This is a genomic window from Peptoniphilus harei, from assembly GCF_016726485.1.
GTDB classification, from domain to species: Bacteria; Bacillota; Clostridia; order Tissierellales; family Peptoniphilaceae; genus Peptoniphilus_A; species Peptoniphilus_A harei.
Genome location: NZ_CP068103.1, coordinates 1,134,557 through 1,151,824 on the forward strand (window position 1 = coordinate 1,134,557; position 17,268 = coordinate 1,151,824).

Below are 17,268 nucleotides of genomic sequence, written 5' to 3' on the forward strand. Positions count from 1 at the left end.
AAATAAGGGGGAGTCCAATGAAAGAGTATAGTTCGTTTGAAATTCTTGGACCAGTAATGGTTGGTCCATCATCATCTCACACTGCAGGCGCTTGCAAAATTGCAAGACTAGCTGCAAAAATATGTCCAGATGATTATGAAAGCGTTGAGTTTTATCTTCATGGATCTTTTGCTTTTACATACAAGGGCCATGGAACAGATAGGGCACTTTTAGGTGGAATAATGGGATTCAAAACCTACGATAGCTCTATTAGGGATGCCTATGAAATTGCAGATGAGAGGGGAATTAAGTATTCCTTCATACCAATGAATTTAGGTGAAGGTTATCACCCAAACACTGTTAAGATTAAATTTAATTACAAGGATAGGGATAGTGAATATGTAATAGGGTCTTCAATTGGTGGTGGAAACATGATAATTGTTGACATCAATGGAATTGAAGTAGAATATGACGGCAAGTTCCCTACATTCTTATTCCAATATCCAGAACAGAAGGGTGTAATAGCAGACGTGTCAACTATTCTTGCTGACGAGTCCTACAATATTGAATCCATAAACACTACTAAGGATGAGCTTACAAATATTGTAACTCTAACTGTGGAGTTAGATGAAAGTGCAAACAAAAATCTAGTAGATAAATTGTTAAATAATTCCAGATATATCACATCAAAATATGTGGAGGTTTAAATGTTAAATACAGCTAAAGAAGTTATTGAAGCATGTAAAAAAGATAATATCCACATCTACGATTTAGTTCTTAGGGAAGAAACAAAGGCCCTTCATATGACTGAAGAAGAGATGAAGGATAAACTTAAGGGAATATTAGGTGTAATGAGAGGATCATCTCAAGAAACACTGGACAAATCCTTTGAAACTGAATATAAAATGATAGACGGTTTTGCAAAAATGATGAACGACTATCAAAAGGAAAAAGACCCTTTAACTAGCAAGTTCCTAGTTAGGGCAATGGCTATGGCCTTTTCCACATCTGAGACAAACGCAAACATGGGGACTATTGCAGCAGCACCTACTGCTGGAAGTTCTGGCATAATGCCAGCAGCCTTAATGGCAGCCAAAGAAAAGTATGACTTAGATGATGAGGTTTTAATAAATGGACTACTGACATCAATAGGAATAGGGCAAATTATTGGTAAATATGCAACATTCGCCGGTGCTGAAGGTGGATGTCAAGCAGAGTGTGGATCTGCCAGCGCAATGGCAGCAGCTGCACTAGTTGAGATGCTTGGCGGAAGTCCAGAAGAAGCACTAAACGCAGCCAGCATTACACTTATTAATGTAATGGGGCTAGCCTGTGACCCAATAGCAGGACTAGTAGAGTATCCATGTACTTTTAGGAACGCATCAGGTGTTATGAACTCTTTCATATCAACTGATATGGCCCTAGCAGGTATTAAATCAATTGTTCCCTTTGACGAAGTTTGTCAAGCAATGGGAGAAGTTGGTCACTTGCTACATGAATCTATTAGGGAGACTGGTCTTGGAGGATTAGCAGGCACAAAAACTGGCCAAGAAATCAGGGCTAAGTTTTTAAATATTAAGGAGGATTAAGGAAATGAAAGAAAAGAAAAAAATAGGTCTGATTCCTAGACTTATTATTGCCATTGCACTTGGGGTTCTTGTTGGACAATTTTTACCAGAAGTTGTAACTCAAGTAGCAATTACAATATCAGGATTATTTGGAAAGTTCCTAAACTTTATAATCCCACTAATGATTATTGCCTTTGTATCTAAGGGTATAGCAGACCTTTCAGAAGGTGCTGGTAAACTTTTAGGAGCAACTGTAGCTCTAGCATATGGATCTACATTAATTGCAGGTTCATTATCTTATACAATGGCAAGAAACATATTCCCAAGCTTTATTAGACCAGAGCTTGCAGAAGAAATTCAAAAAGCAACAGCAAATGAAGTTGCACCATTATTTGAAATTCCACTAGCACCTTTCATTGATGTAACAGCAGCACTTGTACTTGCATTTATGATTGGACTTACAGTTTCAGCTATAAGAGCTAAAGGATCTGGAGAAGTATTTTACAAAGCAATTAATGAATTCAACGAAATTATAAATCTAGTACTAGCAAAATTTGTAATTCCACTACTACCATTCTTTATCTTTGGTAACTTCTGTAACCTATCATACTCAGGTTCAGTATTTGCAATTCTTGGAATATTCTGGAAAATCTTCATCTGCATCATTGCACTACACCTACTATACCTAATAGTACAATTTTCACTTGCAGGAGCATACACAGGAAGAAATCCTTTCAAATGCTTAAAAGAAGCAGTTCCAGCTTACCTAACAGCAGCAGGTACACAATCATCTGCAGCAACTATTCCAGTTAACGTTGCTTGTAACAGAAAAATGGGTGTTACAGCTCAAATTAGAGAATTCTGTATCCCACTTTGTGCAACAGTTCACTTAGCAGGATCAATGATTACTCTTACAGCTTGCGTATTTACATTACTAACAATGTTTGATATGCCACACTCTTTCCCACTAATACTTAAATTTATCGCAGTTCTTGGAGTTGCTATGGTTGCAGCACCAGGTGCGCCAGGTGGAGCAGTAATGAGTGCCCTTCCATTCTTACCAGTAGTTGGAATCGATTCATCAGGAACACTCGCTACAATTTTAATTTCACTATACCTAACTCAAGACTCTTTTGGTACAGCTTGTAACGTAACAGGCGACAACGCTATTTCTATGGCAGTTGAAAAAATCTATTACAAACACATTGTAAAGAAACCTATCCCAGAAGAAGACTTCGATGATGGTAGAATAAACCTATAATTTAAAAGCATATTTACCTAAAAAGCTATGTCAATGACATGGCTTTTTTCTTTTGCAAAATAATTTTTATAAATTTGGTATAATGAAGTAAAGGTTGGTGAAGAGGGAAGATGAAGACTGTACTTATAACTGGAGCCTCTCGTGGAATAGGAAGAGATATTGCAAGAAGGCTTGCAAGAGAAGACTACAGAATTATTATTAACTACAACAAGTCAGAGAAAGAAGCAAGAGACCTAGAAAAAGAAATAAGAGACATGGGCAAGGACGCCCTTGCCATAAAAGCAGACATAAGAAAATTTTCTGAAGTTGAAGAGATGTTTAAAGAAGTAGAGAGAAGATTTAAGGGAGTTGACATCCTAATTAACAACGCAGGCATTTCTTCCTACGCCCTCTTCCAAGATATTGACGAAGAAACTTGGGACGAGATTTTTGATGTAAATGTAAAGGGAGTTTATAACGCAATCCATGCTGCCCTTCCCTATATGCTAAAGAAGCATTCAGGAAAAATCTTGAACATGACATCAATTTGGGGAATAGTTGGTGGGTCCATGGAGAGTCACTACTCTGCAACTAAGGGAGCTATTAACGCACTGACAAAGGCCTTGGCCCAAGAGCTTGGCTATTCAGGCATAACAGTTAACGCAGTTGCCCCAGGCGCAGTGGATACACCAATGACAAGAGAGATTGGGACAGACAACCTCTGCATCTTATCAGAAGACATACCCATGGGTAGACTTGCAACTACAGAAGAGATTGCAGAACTAGTTGCCTTTATGGTTTCAGAAAAAAATTCTTACATGACGGGACAAATAATTTCTCCCAACGGTGGAATGATTGTATATTGATGTAAAAGAGAGATGTTAAAATGAAAATTTTATTTATTTACAACCCAAATTCTGGGGATGAAAGTGGGAAAGAATTTGTTGGAAAAATAGAAGATAAGCTTAAAAAATATTTTGATGAAGTTATCTTAAAAGAAACAAAAAAAGCTGGAGATGGGACAAAGTTTGTTGAAGAAATAAGAGGTGTAGATTCCATTGGAGTTTATGGTGGCGATGGGACTGTAAATGAAGTCCTACTTGGAATGAAAAATATTGATTCTAGAGCAAAACTCCTAATACTGCCAGGTGGAACAGGAAACTTATTGGCCAAAAGTCTTAATATTTCTCAAGATAAAGAAGAAGCACTTGAGTCTTTTGATTTTAAAAGGACAGAAAAGATTGACTTAGGAAGGGTTAACGATAAAATTTTTAGTCTCTTTGCATCAATTGGGCCAGTGCCAGAAGCAATTCATGAAGTTTCTTCTGAAGAGAAGTCAAAAATTGGAGGACTTGCTTATATAAAAAAGTCCATTGAAATGTTAGCTGGCTCGGAAAAATATAATCTTGACGTTAAATCAGATGGTGGAAATTATTCTGGTCCAGTAGACCACCTAATGGTTGGACTTTCAAATAAAATTGGAAAGCTTGAATTCACATCTGAAAATAAAGAGATGAATAATGGATATGCAAATTTATTTATTCTAACTAAGGATTCTATTAAAGATAGGCTTGAATTATTAAAAGACTCAATAGAAGGAGAAGTGGAGCAAGGCAAAAATGTTTTGGACTTCATCGTTAAAGAAGCAGAGATTTCTTCAATAGATGATAAAGAAGTAAGACTTGATATAGATGGAGATGAGGGACCAAAACTTCCTGTAAAGATAAAGATTTTAAAGGAAGCTGTTGAAGTTTATATCCCGAGAGAGGAATTAACATGACAAAAATTTTATATGCCAAGGACTATGTTGAAAAGAAGACTGGTGACCTAGTTGAAAAAATTAAAAAATTAAAGGACAAGCCAATAATTTCTATTATTAGGGTGGGTGATGACTATGGATCTCTTGCCTATTTAAAGGGAATAAAAAAATCTGCAGAAAAACTTGGAGTAAGTGTAGATGTAAATGAATTTAAAGAAGATGTGAGCCAAGATGAAATTTTGGATTGCCTAAAAGATTTAAACCAAGACAAAAAAATTGGTGGAATACTTGTCTTTAGACCACTTCCAGAAAGTATTGACGAAGATGTGATTTCCCTTGCCCTTGATCCCAAGAAGGACATTGACTGCATGAATCCCATTAATAGGGCTAAGGTCTATAGCGGCCACTTAGATGGATTTATTCCCCTTGCACCGAAGGCTGCTCACGAACTTTTAGAGTTTTATGATTATGAATTAAAGGGGAAAGATGTTGTTATCATTAACCACTCCAATGTTGTTGGAAAACCCCTTGCCATGATTTTACTTAATGAGCTTGCAACTGTAACTGTTTGTCACGTGGGAACCAAGGACCTCAGGAAGCACACAAAAGCTGCCGATATAATCTTCACTGCCATGGGAAGGGCTGAGGTTCTTGATGAATCTTACTTAAATGAAGATGCAGTAGTAATTGATATTGGGACTTCAAAGAACAAGGAAGGCAAGTATCGTGGAGACCTTGACGAAGAAGCTGTTATGGGAAAGATTGGAGCCTTCTCACCAGTTCCCGGTGGGATAGGAAGCATTACAAACCTCCTTCTTCTTGAGAATGTAATAAATTATTACTTGTAAAAAATTTAAAAATATAAGCGAAAACTTATCCCTCCCTAGTGGAGGGTTTTTTACTTAAAATTTGTTATAATTAATCTTACTGATATAAAGGAGAAAGAAATGATAACAAATAAAGTAATTTTAGTTAGGCCCTACGCCTTTAATTTTAATATAGAAACAGCGGCAGATAATGTCTACCAAGTTAGCCCAAAGAAAACTTCTGATGAAGAAATTCAAGAGAGAGCCCTAAGAGAATTTGACAGGGCAGTGGAAAGTTTAAGGGCAAAAAACATTCAAGTTGATGTAATTAGTGACTTTGATGACAGGACACCAGATTCAATTTTCCCAAACAATGTCTTTGTGACTTTCCCTGGCAAAATTTTTATTTCTGAGATGTACACAGACAACAGGAATGAAGAGTATGACAAAATTCTTCCACAGCTTAAAAAAATTCTAGACTACGACAGGGCAGAAGTTGTTGACTTTAGAAATGATGAAGGAAAAGTCCTTGAAGGGACTGGGGCTGTAGTAATTGACAGGTGGAACAACATTTGCTACGGGAGTCTTTCGAAAAGATGTGACAAGGATGAATTTTTAAAATTCTGTCATAGCTTTGACTTAAAGCCAGTTTATTTCAGGGCTAAAGACAAGGGAACCTATGTCTACCACACCAATGTCATGATGATGGTGGGAGAAAAATTTGCGATTATTGCAGATGAATTAATTGTAGAAAACAAAGAAGAAGTTCTTAAGTCCCTAAGAGAATCTGGAAAAGAAATTATTTCTCTTAACAAGGAAGAATTTGATAACTTTGCAGGAAACTCCCTTGAATTAAAGGGAGAGGATAAAAATATCCTTGTCATAGCCAAGTCAGCCTATGATCATCTTAGAAAAGAAAATAGAGAAAAAATTGAAAAACAGGATGAGATCCTGCCAGTTGATGTAGACACAATTTCAAAATACGGTGGCGGATCAATAAGGTGCATGATAGCAGAAAATTTCTTTGACATAAGGGAGGGTTGATATGGATTTATTAAAATGCCTGGCTTTTATAATTTTTGCCATCTTTTGGGCAAGACAAGTCCCCGAAAATTATAAAATATATAAGGAAAACAAGTCATGGGAAAATTTTTTGATACTATTAGGAAAAATTTTAATGTCCCTTGCCTCAATAATTTTGGCTATAGGAGTTTATGTATAATATTGAGAGATAAATTTTATCTCTCTTTTTTATATTAATCTTTTTTATTATAAAATTTTAAAAAAGCTAATCCCAAAAGTAACCAAAAGAAGAAAATAATTAGGGCAGTGTAGCCCATAAAAGAAGGAGTTTTTGGTATGAAAGTGGAGATTACAATTACAGCAGAAATTATTATTGCTGGATAAATAGTTAGTTTTCCACCTGGAGCCTTAAAGGAAGTATAATAATCCTTATCCTTATTAATAAGAGCAGCTAAGGATAGGCAAGTTAAGAACCATCCAATTACAAAAGAAACTGAACCAAGACTAGTCAAGGGGTCAATTAAATTCATGCCCACAAAAGGACCGACAGCAGCAAAGAAAAAGCAGAAAACAAGAGCTGTTACAGGAGTTCCATATTCAGCGTGCTCCCTTGCAAAAACCTTTGGAATAAGATTATTTTTTGCCATAGATTGAAGTAGTCTTGCCGATGCCATAAACATTCCATTCCAAGTTGAGAAAAGTCCAGAGACAGTTCCTATTACAATTAATTTATCAAGAATAAGACCAAGTCTTCCTCTGTAAGCGTCTTGTAGCAAATATCCCATGGCAGGCGGACTTGCAAGAGAATAGGCTTGCCAATTGGACACGCTTCCTGTTGAAAGAATCACAAGTGAATAAAAAGCACCTGCTGCTACTATAGACAGAACCATGGCAATGGCGACATTTTTAAATTTTTTATCGGGTGAAGTTTCTTCCACAGATTGGGCAATAGTGTCAAAACCTGACATAAAAAAGGGAACAATTACAATAACTGCTATTATTCCACCAAAAAGTGAAGAGTGATTTCCCTCGCCGACGTTTTTATAGAGTGGATAGAAATTATAAACACTTCCAACTTTAAAGGAAAAAAAGATGACTATAAAACCTATTAAAATTATTAAAATAGAAAGTATAGATTGAAGCTTTGAAGCAAAATTTGCCCCCTTAAAATTTATAAAAAATAACAAAAGGGCAAGCCCTATACCAAGAAAGATGGAAGATGCTTGTATTGGATAACCTGCTACATAATAAAGGACCTTTGAACTAGATAAGAAAGGAACTAATTTTTTAAGAATTGTGTTTATATAAATAGCTTCCCAAGGCAGTATCGTTAGATAAGAAAGAGCAAGAAACCAAGATGAAATAAAGGATAAGTTTCGACCAAAGGCTTTACTAGTATAGACCATGACCCCACCAGCCTGTGGCAGGGTGGCAAGTAGCTCCCCGTGACATAGTCCAATTGGTATTAAGAGAATAGTTGCAATTACAAATCCAAGAAAGGCAGGAATAGGACCACCAGCTAGAGCTATCCAGCGATTAGAAGAAACTGCCCAGCCAACTCCAACCATAGATCCAAAACCAAGCATGAAAAAATCTAGATAACCCATATCACCTTTCTTTCTACTTTGTCTAATTCTCATTATATTTTTTATATTTGGAATTTTCTTTTTCATTTCACTATATTTATCTTTTTTCAAGAAAAACACCTCTATCAAAAGTATCTGCATCAATTTATCGCGTTAAACTATATTATAATAATAAGTTAAAAATGAGCCAGTTGTCAAATTTATAAAGAATACAATTCTTATTTAAAATTAAAAAACAACTTGAACTAATAAAAATTAGAATATAAGATACCATAAGAAAGGAAAAATATGAAAAATAAAATTTTAACTATAATAGAAGTCATCCTTGTGATAATCTTGCTTACAAGTCTTTATAGGATTTACAATTACAACAAGGAAGACAAGGAATTTAAGGACGCCACAAGAGAAGTTCAAGAAAAATTCGAAAGAGAAGAGCTAAAGACTCCTGATCCAAAAGTTGATGAGAAAGAAAAGAAAAATCTTGAAGCCATAAAAAAAATTGAGGACTTGAGAAAAGAATATCCTTCTATTGTTGGCTGGATAAGGGTTGGCGGAACTGAGATTTACTATCCAATAGTCAAGGGAAGTGACAACGACTACTACCTAAACCACAATTACAAGGACGAGTACAATGTCTTTGGTGCCATCTTTATGGACTACAGGAACGATGAAAACTTTTCTGATCAAAACACAATTGTTTACGGGCACAACAATGTTAGGGCAGGAAACTTTAAGGACCTTCACAAGTATGAAGAAGAAGGATTTTTTGCAGAAGATAGGTTTATAGAAATTTATTCTCTTGATGGCTACAAAAAATACAAGGTCTTTGCAGTTTATAATGCCAGTCCCTATGACAAGTTTAGGAGTCCATCTTACACTGAGGAAGAGGGAGAAGACCTCCTTAGATATATAAAAGAAAAAAATACTTTTAATGGAGATCTTCCAAAGAAGATTGAAGACATCTTGACCCTACAAACTTGCTCGCCTGGAGATACAAGGCTTGTGGTACAGGCAAAATTGGAGGAAGATTAAATTTATAAATTTATATAAAAAAGAGCTCTACAAGAAGACTTACTTATTTATTAGCTATCTTCAGTAGAACTCTTTTTATTTTTATTAATTTAAAACTATTTCATTAAATTTGTAAAGATTTGTGCAACTTCAGCTCTTGAAATGTTATGTTTAGGCTTGAAGCTTTTGTCTTCATAACCATAGATTAAGCCTCTCTCTACAGCTTTATTAACATCATCTTTTGCCCAAGTTGAAATTTCTTTTGAGTCTGTAAAAGCTACAGGCTCTTCAAGAGGAAATTTTTTATTTAAATTTACAACATACCTATTTAATATAGATGCAAATTCTTCTCTTGTTATGGAATTATTCATTCTGAAATTTCCATCTTCATAACCGGCTATAATTTTATTTTCGTAAGCCCAAGCAATCATTTTTCCGATTTCAGTATTAGAATCAACATCTTTAAAGATTTTTTTATCATAAGAATCTAGATCAATTTTTTCAAGTTTCGCCAAAGCTCTAACAATTTCTGCTCTAGTTGAATTTTTATTAGGTATAAAGTTAGAATTAATTAATTCCATTAGATTTTCATCTAAAACTTTTTTAATTGAATCTTCTGCCCAGTATCCATTTATGTCTTGAGGATAATTATTTTTCTTGTTTTTATTATCTTCCTTAAAGCTAATGTTGACAGGATAAGTCTTTGGGTGGTCATGTCTACTAAAGTCGAATATAGAATTGTAATAGTAATCTTCTTTATTTTCTTCTGGATTTAAAGGGAGCGGATTATTTGGATTCTGAGGGCTTTCTGGATAAGTTGGATCCTCTGTTTTACTAGGATTAGTTTGCTCTTCTGGATTCTTAGGTTTAACTGCTTCTTCATTTCCTTTTTCTTTTAAAGATAAAACTTCAGAAACAACAGTATATTTTTTGCCTATATTGTTTAATTCATAGGAGTCGCCTAGCAAAAATAAATTTTCTTGATCTTTAATTTTAATGAGTTTAGGATTTTTTAGATCTATGCTATTTCCATTTTTAAAGTTTGATTTTGCTATAAAATTATTATTATCAACTTCTTTTTTAGTATAATTATCTTTTGAGCTTGTTACAGAAGATAAATAGTCCATGCCCCAGAAAGGAAAGTCAGTTGTTTCACCATGATAAGATTTACTGAAATATTCTTCATAAATACCTCTATCCCTTATAGTCCATGGATGAAATAAAATTCCTCTATGATTAGAAAACTGAGCTTGTTCATAATTTGCAAGTGACATGTTGTTGTTGAAAAAAGCATTCATAGGGCTTAAAGTTTCTGTAAGTTTTTTTACAGCCAAAGTTTTTGGAGTAATAGCAGTAGTTACTCCACCTAAATAACCAACAGATATTTCTGGCATAAATTCTCTCATTTTTTCGCATTGTTCTTTACTAAACGAAATAAAAATTACTCGGTCTTGCATATTGTGCTTATAAACAGTATCTCTTAAATAAGATCCAATATTTAGATTGCCACTTTTTATTTCAATTACATGTATTATGTCGGAGTCCTTACTAGCATCAAAAAACTCATCTAGAGTTGCTATGCCTTCGTCAGGCTTTTCTTTGTATTTAATTTCCTTTAATTCTGAAGAAGTTAAGTCTTCAACAAGCACATCTTTATTTGAAAGCCTACCTGTTCTTGCGTCATGATTCATAACAAGTACATTATCTTTTGCAAGATACACATCAGACTCTGCAGCATCTGCATGTATAGCCATTGCAGCCTTTAGTGCTGATATAGAATTTTCCGGTAGATTTGCCCCTGCCTTTAGATTTAATTCAGGAATATCAATAGGAATATCTGTGTGTACAGACCTATGAGCCGCTATTATTGTATTTCTAGTCAAGATATTTCCAAGGGATGGATCCTTAAAAGACTCAATAAAATTAATGGCGTCAAGTGGTTTTTCCGTAACAATTCCATAGGCCCCAGACAAAATATTGTTATAGAGACTCTTGTCTTCCGAATCTGAAAGAACCCATGTTGCAATAGCTCTAGCTTGAATATATTTGATGTTTTCTCTCTTGGCAAGTTTTTGTGGGATTAGAGCGATCCTTGAATTGGATTTATTTGTTTCGTGAACAATATTAATTAAATTATCCCTTGAAATTTCCTTGTCAGTAAAATCTAAGACGCCTCTCATGCCAGTATGATTTGTAATTTCTTTTATGATTTCTGGATTTTTAGAAATAATAAAAGCATCAACAATTTTATTATTATCTATAAATCTTGATAATTTAAAAGCTGTACTTTCAGAATTAGTTCTAAAGGCAATCATTGCATTTTTCTTTATAGACTCAATAGCTGAACCTAGAGGGATTTTAGCGTTAGATGCTATTACATTTAAATCTTCATCTAAATCAAAAATTATTGTGGCTGGTCTCTTAATTCCTGATGCCAAGGAGGTAAAATTATTAGAATTATTTGCCACAATTGTTGGTGGGATTTGAATTTGAGTTTTTGGTTGATAAATATTACTTACATATTCATTTTGGATATCGTCAATGACAATTTCTTTTGGAAGATTTTTCGGAATTTCACCAGTAACTTTGAGACTTTTTAACTCAGCATTTGCATTATTATAAGAAAAAGCAATTTTTCCATCTCTATCTTCAATAGGAAGACTTGAAACAACTAAAAGTTCGTCATTTATATACTCTCTCACTTCATTACCTTCTACTACAATTGTTAACTTGTAAGGAGTATTGTCTTTTAATACTTCCTTATATGGACTAGTTGCTTTTACATTCCAATTGCCTGAAGGGGTCATGTTGGCAAACTCGACACCATTTGTTGCAGTTGCATTTTTTCTTATAGCCATTTGCCAAAAGGACCAAGTATTTTCATTTGGATTAATTGGTTTAAGACCGTAGGAAAGGGCAATCCATCTTGAATTATTAGCTCCGCCGTTGTGGATAACCTCAGCCTCAATAGTGTAGTTTCTTCCGTAATTTGATATTGGAAGCACAACATTACCGTAAGGACTTGAGTTATTTTTTTCAATTTTCAAACTGCCATTTTCAATAAGAGAGTCATTTTCTGTTATCTGTCTAAGACTTGAATATCTCAATATTTTAGGGTCATCAAAATTTATATTTACATCAGAGTTTATATAAAGAGGCTCTTTAACTAGGTCTTGCTTATCATTCTTTGACCAAATTGAAATTTCATAACATTTTTTAGTTTTATTATAAATAATTTCATTTTCAAATTGGTCTCCTAGGGATAGATCAACTTGATCTTTAATAGTATTGACATTAACCTCATTATTTGGGAAGGCAAAATTTGATTTTTGGATAAAATCCATTGCTTCTTGAGAGTTATTTATGTTAGTTATTGATGAGCGAAAGTTTACATTGTGTGATAAATTTTCATCCACATAATCAGGCTCATCAGTTTCAATAAAGGGTTCAAAACTTGTCACTGACGCATGTGAATTTTGAGTATTTAAAGCTAAGATTAAAGAAAAAGTTGATGTTCTTATATTAACAATAATATCTTCATCTATATTTGAATCTACTTTTAGGTTAAAAGAATTATTTTCAGTTTTAATTTGTAAAGGTTTTGGGGTATAGTCGAATTTTTCTTCATTTATAAATACATCGCCGCTGCCTTCTAATACTGAAATTTCTGTGTTCTCTTCAGGATTTAATCTAAACAATTTTGGAAATTCAATTGTTAAATTAATACTTCCACCGCCACCTGAACTTTGAATTTTTATGTCCTTACTTGTTAGAGCAAAAGTGTTTACAAGTATATTGGACATAAAAAGTAATATGACTAAAAAAGATAAAGTCATTTTTCTAAAAGTTTTTTTAAATATTTTCATATTTCTCCTTTCTAATAAAAAAATAGTATAAATAATAAATCTATCCTTTAGGATATTACAGAAAAATTCTAAAGATTTTGTTAACTTATTTTTTATTTATTGTAAATTTTTAATAAAGCATTAAGTGTTTTTCTAGCTTTACTAATGAAATATTTGTAAAGAAAAACAACTACAATTTACAAAATATGGAAAGATTGTTATAATATAAACAATTAGGAGGTGTTAATTTGCCGAAGGATGCAAGGAGTATTTCCGAAACCGTAATAAGGAGAATGCCAGTCTATCACAGATACTTAAAAGAACTCATAGAAGATGGAGTGGAGAGAGTTTCTTCTAAGGAACTTAGTGGCCTCACTGGTTTTTCTGCTTCGCAAATTAGACAGGACTTAAATAATTTTGGGGGATTTGGCCAACAGGGATATGGTTACAATACCAAGGCTCTTAAAGACCAGGTTGATAAAATTCTTGGAATAGACAAGTCTTACAAGAGTATAGTAATTGGTGCAGGTAGACTTGGACAAGCCATTGCAAGATACAATGGATTTAGGGATTCTGGTTTTAATGTCATTTCACTTTTTGACATTAAAGATGACATAGAAGACATTAGTGGGATCAAGGTCCGTAATATGAAGGACTTAGAAAATTACATAAGAGATGAAGGTGTAGACGTTGCAATTATCACTGTGCCAAGAGAAGTCTGTGAAGAGGTGGCAGATAGGGTAATTGATGCAGGTGTAAAGGGAATTTGGAACTTCGCACCCTACGACCTAAAGGGACCGGAAGGCATTGTGGTTGAAAACATAAGACTTAACGACTCACTTCTAACCCTATCTTATTTTATGAAAGAAATTAGCTGACCTATTATTTAATAATAGGTTTTTTATTTATAGGAGTTTTTTATTGATGAAGATAAATTTTGATGAAGGCTTTTGCAAGATCACTGACCTAGAAGAATTTGACCCAAGAGATATTTTCACTTGTGGCCAGGCCTTTAGGTGGTACGAAGAAGAGGACGGGTCTTTTACCTTTGTAACCCATGGCATAGTTGCCAATGCAAAAAAAAGTTGGGGATGAAATAATTTTAAAGGGAGTAGATGAAAAGTCCTTTGAGGAAATTTTTTATGACTATTTTGACCTTTCTCGTGACTACAAAATAGTAATGGAAGAACTTTCCAAAGACGAGGTAATGAAAAGGGCAACAGAATATGGTAAGGGAATAAGGATCCTTAACCAAGACAAGTTTGAGACAATTATCTCTTTTATAATTTCTGCCAACAACCAAATACCTAGAATCCAAAAGGCAATTGAAAAAATTTCGGAAATGTATGGGGACTATCTTGGAGAGGATGAGAATAGAAAATACTATTCCTTCCCAAGTCCAGACCAGCTTGCCCTTGCCAAGCCAGAAGACCTTCGTGAATTTGCAAGGGTTGGCTTTCGTGACAAGAGGATAGTTGAAGCATCAAAATTAATTGCATCAGGTCAAGTTGACATCAATAAAATTCAAGACATGGATCTTGAAGATGCAAGAAAGGAACTCCAAATCCTTCCAGGAGTTGGGCCAAAGGTTGCCGACTGCATCCTCCTCTTTGCCTTTGACAGGAAGGAGTCCTTCCCAGTTGACGTGTGGATAAAGAGGGTTATGGAGGAATTATATTTAAAAGAAGTGACACCAAAGTCAAAGATTGCCATGCGTGGAAGAGAAGTATTTGGCAAGAACGCAGGCTTTGCCAACCAATATCTCTTTTATTATGGAAGAGAGAACAAGTTGGGCAAGTAATTTATAAACTTATAAGAAATAAAGAAAGACTGAGTTTTTATGACGCAGTCTTTTTTCGTGGATTTTTAATTCTTATTAATCTTTTTTAATTTTTCAAAAGAAAATCACTTTTGAAAGATTTCTAATTTTTCTATCCTATCAAAGGCTTCGTTGATCCTGTCCTTGTTAACAGTAACGGCAATTCTTATAAAGCCATCGCCTGCAGCACCAAAGGCCTTGCCATCAATTAAGTTAACGTGGGCCTTTTCTAAAATTTCTTTTACAACTTCGTCAGTTGTCATGCCTGGGACAGAAATTTTTGGGAAGATGTAAAAAGTTCCCTTTGGTCTCATAACTTCAACGTGATTTAATTTCTTTAGCCTGTCATAAGCAAGATACATCCTCTCCTTGTATTCTTCTGCAAGGGGCGGACAGATTCTTTTCCTGTTTTCGATGCCAACAACGCCTGCGTATTGGCAAATTGTTGGGACTGCGTAAACTGTGTTTGTGTGAATGGAAGTCATGGACTTAATAAGGTCCTTGTGGGCAACAATTGCACCAAGCCTCCAGCCAGTCATTACATAGTCCTTGGACATTGAAGAGATTGAAATCACCCTGTCAAAGTTTTTATCCCACTTGATCATTGGAGTGAAGGCAGACTCGTAGGAATAAATTGTGTAGATGTCGTCACAAATCACTAAGATGTCGTGTTTAACAGCAAGATCATAAATTTCTTTTAGGGTCTCGTCACTATAAACTGCCCCAGTTGGATTGTTGGGAGTGTTTATTATAATGGCCTTAGTCTTTTCATTTATTAATTTTTCAAGTTCAGATGGAATAATGTCAAAATCATTTTCGAACTTTGTGTCATAGAAGACAGTTTTACCACCAGCCATGTCAACTTGGTCTGGGTAGACACTAAAGTAAGGTGAAGGAACCATTACTTCATCGCCTTCTTCTAGGATAGCTTGAAGGATTAAAAACATTCCTTCAGTTCCTGACATAGTGATCATAACTTCATCAGGGTCGCAAGCCACCCCAAAGTCTTCCTTATAAAAGTCTGCTATGGCCTTTCTTAGACCTATGTAACCTTGTGGATCTGCGTAGTGGGTGTGACCTGCCATTTGTGAGTCGTAGGCTTCCTTTATTATGGCTTCGTCAGTAGCAAGGTCTGGGTCACCAACGCCAAAGTTGATAAAATCATCATAGATTTCTGAGTAGTCAACAGCGTAAATAGATTCTTCAACATCCCTATATTTTTCACGGATAAATTTCTTCATAAAAACCTCCCTTTATTTCTAATAATTCATTTTATCATAAATAAATATTTTATTAATAGGCGTTGTTTTAATTCCTTAAATAATAAGATTCTCTATGATATAATTAATTTAATATAAATAAAAATAGGGGAGGAATCCTTTTGGATAAAATATTAGTAAAATCAAAGGGCCCACTAAAGGGCAAGGTTAGAATTTCTGGTGCGAAGAACGCAGCTCTTCCAATTTTGGCAGCGACTATTCTTGGCACAGAAAAAATTATTTTGGAAGACGTGCCAGAGCTAAAGGACGTTGAAATAATTACAGAAGTCCTAAGAAAGCTTGGACTTAAAATAGAAAAAGATGGCAACAGACTTGAGATTGATCCAAGTGGACTTAATTCTTATGAAACTGACTACGAACTTATGAGCAAGATGAGGGCATCATTCTTGGTTATGGGACCTCTTCTTGCAAAGTTAAATAAGGCCCACAACTCTCTACCTGGTGGATGTAACATTGGATCAAGACCAATTGACCTACACTTAAAGGGCTTTAGGGCATTAGGTGCAAATATAGAGATGACTCACGGAGAAATTATGGCTGAGTGCGACAAGCTTGTTGGCACAAGAATTTATCTTGACTTCCCATCAGTTGGGGCAACAGAAAATATTATGACTGCAGCAGTTCTTGCTGAAGGCGAAACTATTTTGGAAAACTGTGCCATGGAACCAGAAATTGTTGACCTTGCAAACTTCCTAAATAAAATGGGAGCCAAGGTGACAGGTGCAGGAACTTCTACAATAAAGATCAAGGGTGTAGAAAAGTTGACTGGTTGCACTCACCAAATTATTCCAGACAGGATTGAAGCAGGAACCTTTATGGTAGCTGCAGCAATTACTGGTGGAGACATCACAATTGAAAATATTATTACTTCCCACTTAAAACCAGTTATAGCAAAGCTAGAAGAAACTGGTGCTCAAGTAATTGAAAATGGAGATACTGTTAGGGTGATAGGCAAAGATGAAATTAAACCAATTGAAATCAAAACCCTACCTCATCCAGGCTTTCCAACAGATCTACAAGCACAGTTCATGGCTCTATTAACTCAAGCTGAAGGACAATCTTCTATTATAGAGACAGTTTTTGAAAATCGATTCATGCACGCCGATGAACTTAAGAAAATGGGTGCAAAAATCAAAGTAGTAGATAGAGAAGCTATACTTTTGGGTAAGAACAAACTATACGGATCCAAAGTTGCTGCAACTGATTTAAGAGCAGGAGCTGCCCTTATACTTGCAGGCTTAGTTTCCGAAGGAGAAACTGAAATCTCTGAAATTCATCACATCGATAGAGGATATGAAAAAATTGAAGAGAAATTTAGAAATCTTGGAGCCGATATCAAAAGAATCTAAGAA

14 protein-coding genes and 1 pseudogene are annotated in these 17,268 nt (G+C 34.8%); 12 read left to right on the plus strand and 3 right to left on the minus strand.

Annotated elements, in window-relative coordinates:
- The first annotated feature begins 17 nt into the window (after positions 1 to 17).
- The 8 genes from sdaAB (at position 18) to I6I93_RS05310 (ending at position 6,574) form a co-directional block, all read left to right on the plus strand.
- Positions 18 to 686, plus strand: coding sequence for an L-serine ammonia-lyase, iron-sulfur-dependent subunit beta (sdaAB, locus tag I6I93_RS05275; protein ID WP_070702746.1), 669 nt, complete (start codon positions 18 to 20; stop codon positions 684 to 686).
- On the plus strand, positions 687 to 1,568 hold the full coding sequence (gene sdaAA / locus I6I93_RS05280) for an L-serine ammonia-lyase, iron-sulfur-dependent, subunit alpha (RefSeq protein ID WP_070702745.1): 882 nt from the start codon (positions 687 to 689) through the stop codon (positions 1,566 to 1,568). It abuts the gene before it with no gap.
- A 4-nt stretch (positions 1,569 to 1,572) separates the two neighbouring features.
- Positions 1,573 to 2,808 (plus strand): dicarboxylate/amino acid:cation symporter, encoded by a 1,236-nt coding sequence (locus I6I93_RS05285; protein WP_070702744.1) that lies wholly within the window; start codon positions 1,573 to 1,575, stop codon positions 2,806 to 2,808.
- Positions 2,809 to 2,918: 110 nt separating this feature from the next.
- Positions 2,919 to 3,653, plus strand: coding sequence for an elongation factor P 5-aminopentanone reductase (ymfI, locus tag I6I93_RS05290; protein ID WP_112889718.1), 735 nt, complete (start codon positions 2,919 to 2,921; stop codon positions 3,651 to 3,653).
- A 20-nt stretch (positions 3,654 to 3,673) separates the two neighbouring features.
- Positions 3,674 to 4,567 (plus strand): diacylglycerol/lipid kinase family protein, encoded by an 894-nt coding sequence (locus I6I93_RS05295; protein WP_112889719.1) that lies wholly within the window; start codon positions 3,674 to 3,676, stop codon positions 4,565 to 4,567.
- A complete protein-coding gene (locus tag I6I93_RS05300) occupies positions 4,564 to 5,394 on the plus strand; it encodes a bifunctional 5,10-methylenetetrahydrofolate dehydrogenase/5,10-methenyltetrahydrofolate cyclohydrolase (protein ID WP_112889720.1) in 831 nt (276 codons plus the stop codon). Before I6I93_RS05295 ends, I6I93_RS05300 begins: the two co-directional genes overlap by 4 nt.
- A 99-nt stretch (positions 5,395 to 5,493) precedes the next feature.
- A complete protein-coding gene (locus tag I6I93_RS05305; RefSeq protein WP_112889721.1) occupies positions 5,494 to 6,396 on the plus strand; it encodes an arginine deiminase-related protein in 903 nt (300 codons plus the stop codon).
- Position 6,397: 1 nt separating this feature from the next.
- Positions 6,398 to 6,574, plus strand: a complete 177-nt coding sequence (locus I6I93_RS05310; protein ID WP_172605460.1) for a hypothetical protein — start codon at positions 6,398 to 6,400, stop codon at positions 6,572 to 6,574.
- A 34-nt stretch (positions 6,575 to 6,608) separates the two neighbouring features.
- On the opposite strand, the gene I6I93_RS05315 is transcribed toward I6I93_RS05310, so the two are convergent.
- The gene (locus I6I93_RS05315) at positions 6,609 to 8,072 is read right to left on the minus strand and encodes an APC family permease (RefSeq protein ID WP_172605461.1); all 1,464 of its coding nucleotides are present in this window, start codon (positions 8,070 to 8,072) and stop codon (positions 6,609 to 6,611) included.
- 177 nt (positions 8,073 to 8,249) lie between these two features.
- On the opposite strand from I6I93_RS05315, the gene srtB reads away from it, so the two are divergent.
- The gene (srtB, locus tag I6I93_RS05320; protein ID WP_112889723.1) at positions 8,250 to 8,993 is read left to right on the plus strand and encodes a class B sortase; all 744 of its coding nucleotides are present in this window, start codon (positions 8,250 to 8,252) and stop codon (positions 8,991 to 8,993) included.
- 95 nt (positions 8,994 to 9,088) lie between these two features.
- Here the strand turns inward: srtB and I6I93_RS05325 are convergent, their stop codons facing one another.
- The gene (locus I6I93_RS05325) at positions 9,089 to 12,838 is read right to left on the minus strand and encodes an S-layer homology domain-containing protein (protein WP_112889724.1); all 3,750 of its coding nucleotides are present in this window, start codon (positions 12,836 to 12,838) and stop codon (positions 9,089 to 9,091) included.
- A gap of 227 nt (positions 12,839 to 13,065) precedes the next feature.
- Between I6I93_RS05325 and I6I93_RS05330 the strand changes: the two genes are divergently transcribed.
- Positions 13,066 to 13,695 (plus strand): redox-sensing transcriptional repressor Rex, encoded by a 630-nt coding sequence (locus tag I6I93_RS05330; protein WP_112889725.1) that lies wholly within the window; start codon positions 13,066 to 13,068, stop codon positions 13,693 to 13,695.
- A gap of 46 nt (positions 13,696 to 13,741) precedes the next feature.
- Positions 13,742 to 14,618: pseudogene (locus I6I93_RS05335) on the plus strand (DNA-3-methyladenine glycosylase family protein).
- Positions 14,619 to 14,722: 104 nt separating this feature from the next.
- Here I6I93_RS05335 and I6I93_RS05340 read toward each other — a convergent pair.
- On the minus strand, positions 14,723 to 15,877 hold the full coding sequence (locus I6I93_RS05340) for an aminotransferase class I/II-fold pyridoxal phosphate-dependent enzyme (protein WP_112889726.1): 1,155 nt from the start codon (positions 15,875 to 15,877) through the stop codon (positions 14,723 to 14,725).
- Positions 15,878 to 16,017: 140 nt separating this feature from the next.
- On the opposite strand from I6I93_RS05340, the gene murA reads away from it, so the two are divergent.
- Entirely contained in the window at positions 16,018 to 17,265 is a 1,248-nt protein-coding gene (murA, locus tag I6I93_RS05345; RefSeq protein ID WP_112889727.1) for a UDP-N-acetylglucosamine 1-carboxyvinyltransferase, read from the plus strand.
- Positions 17,266 to 17,268: the final 3 nt, after the last annotated feature.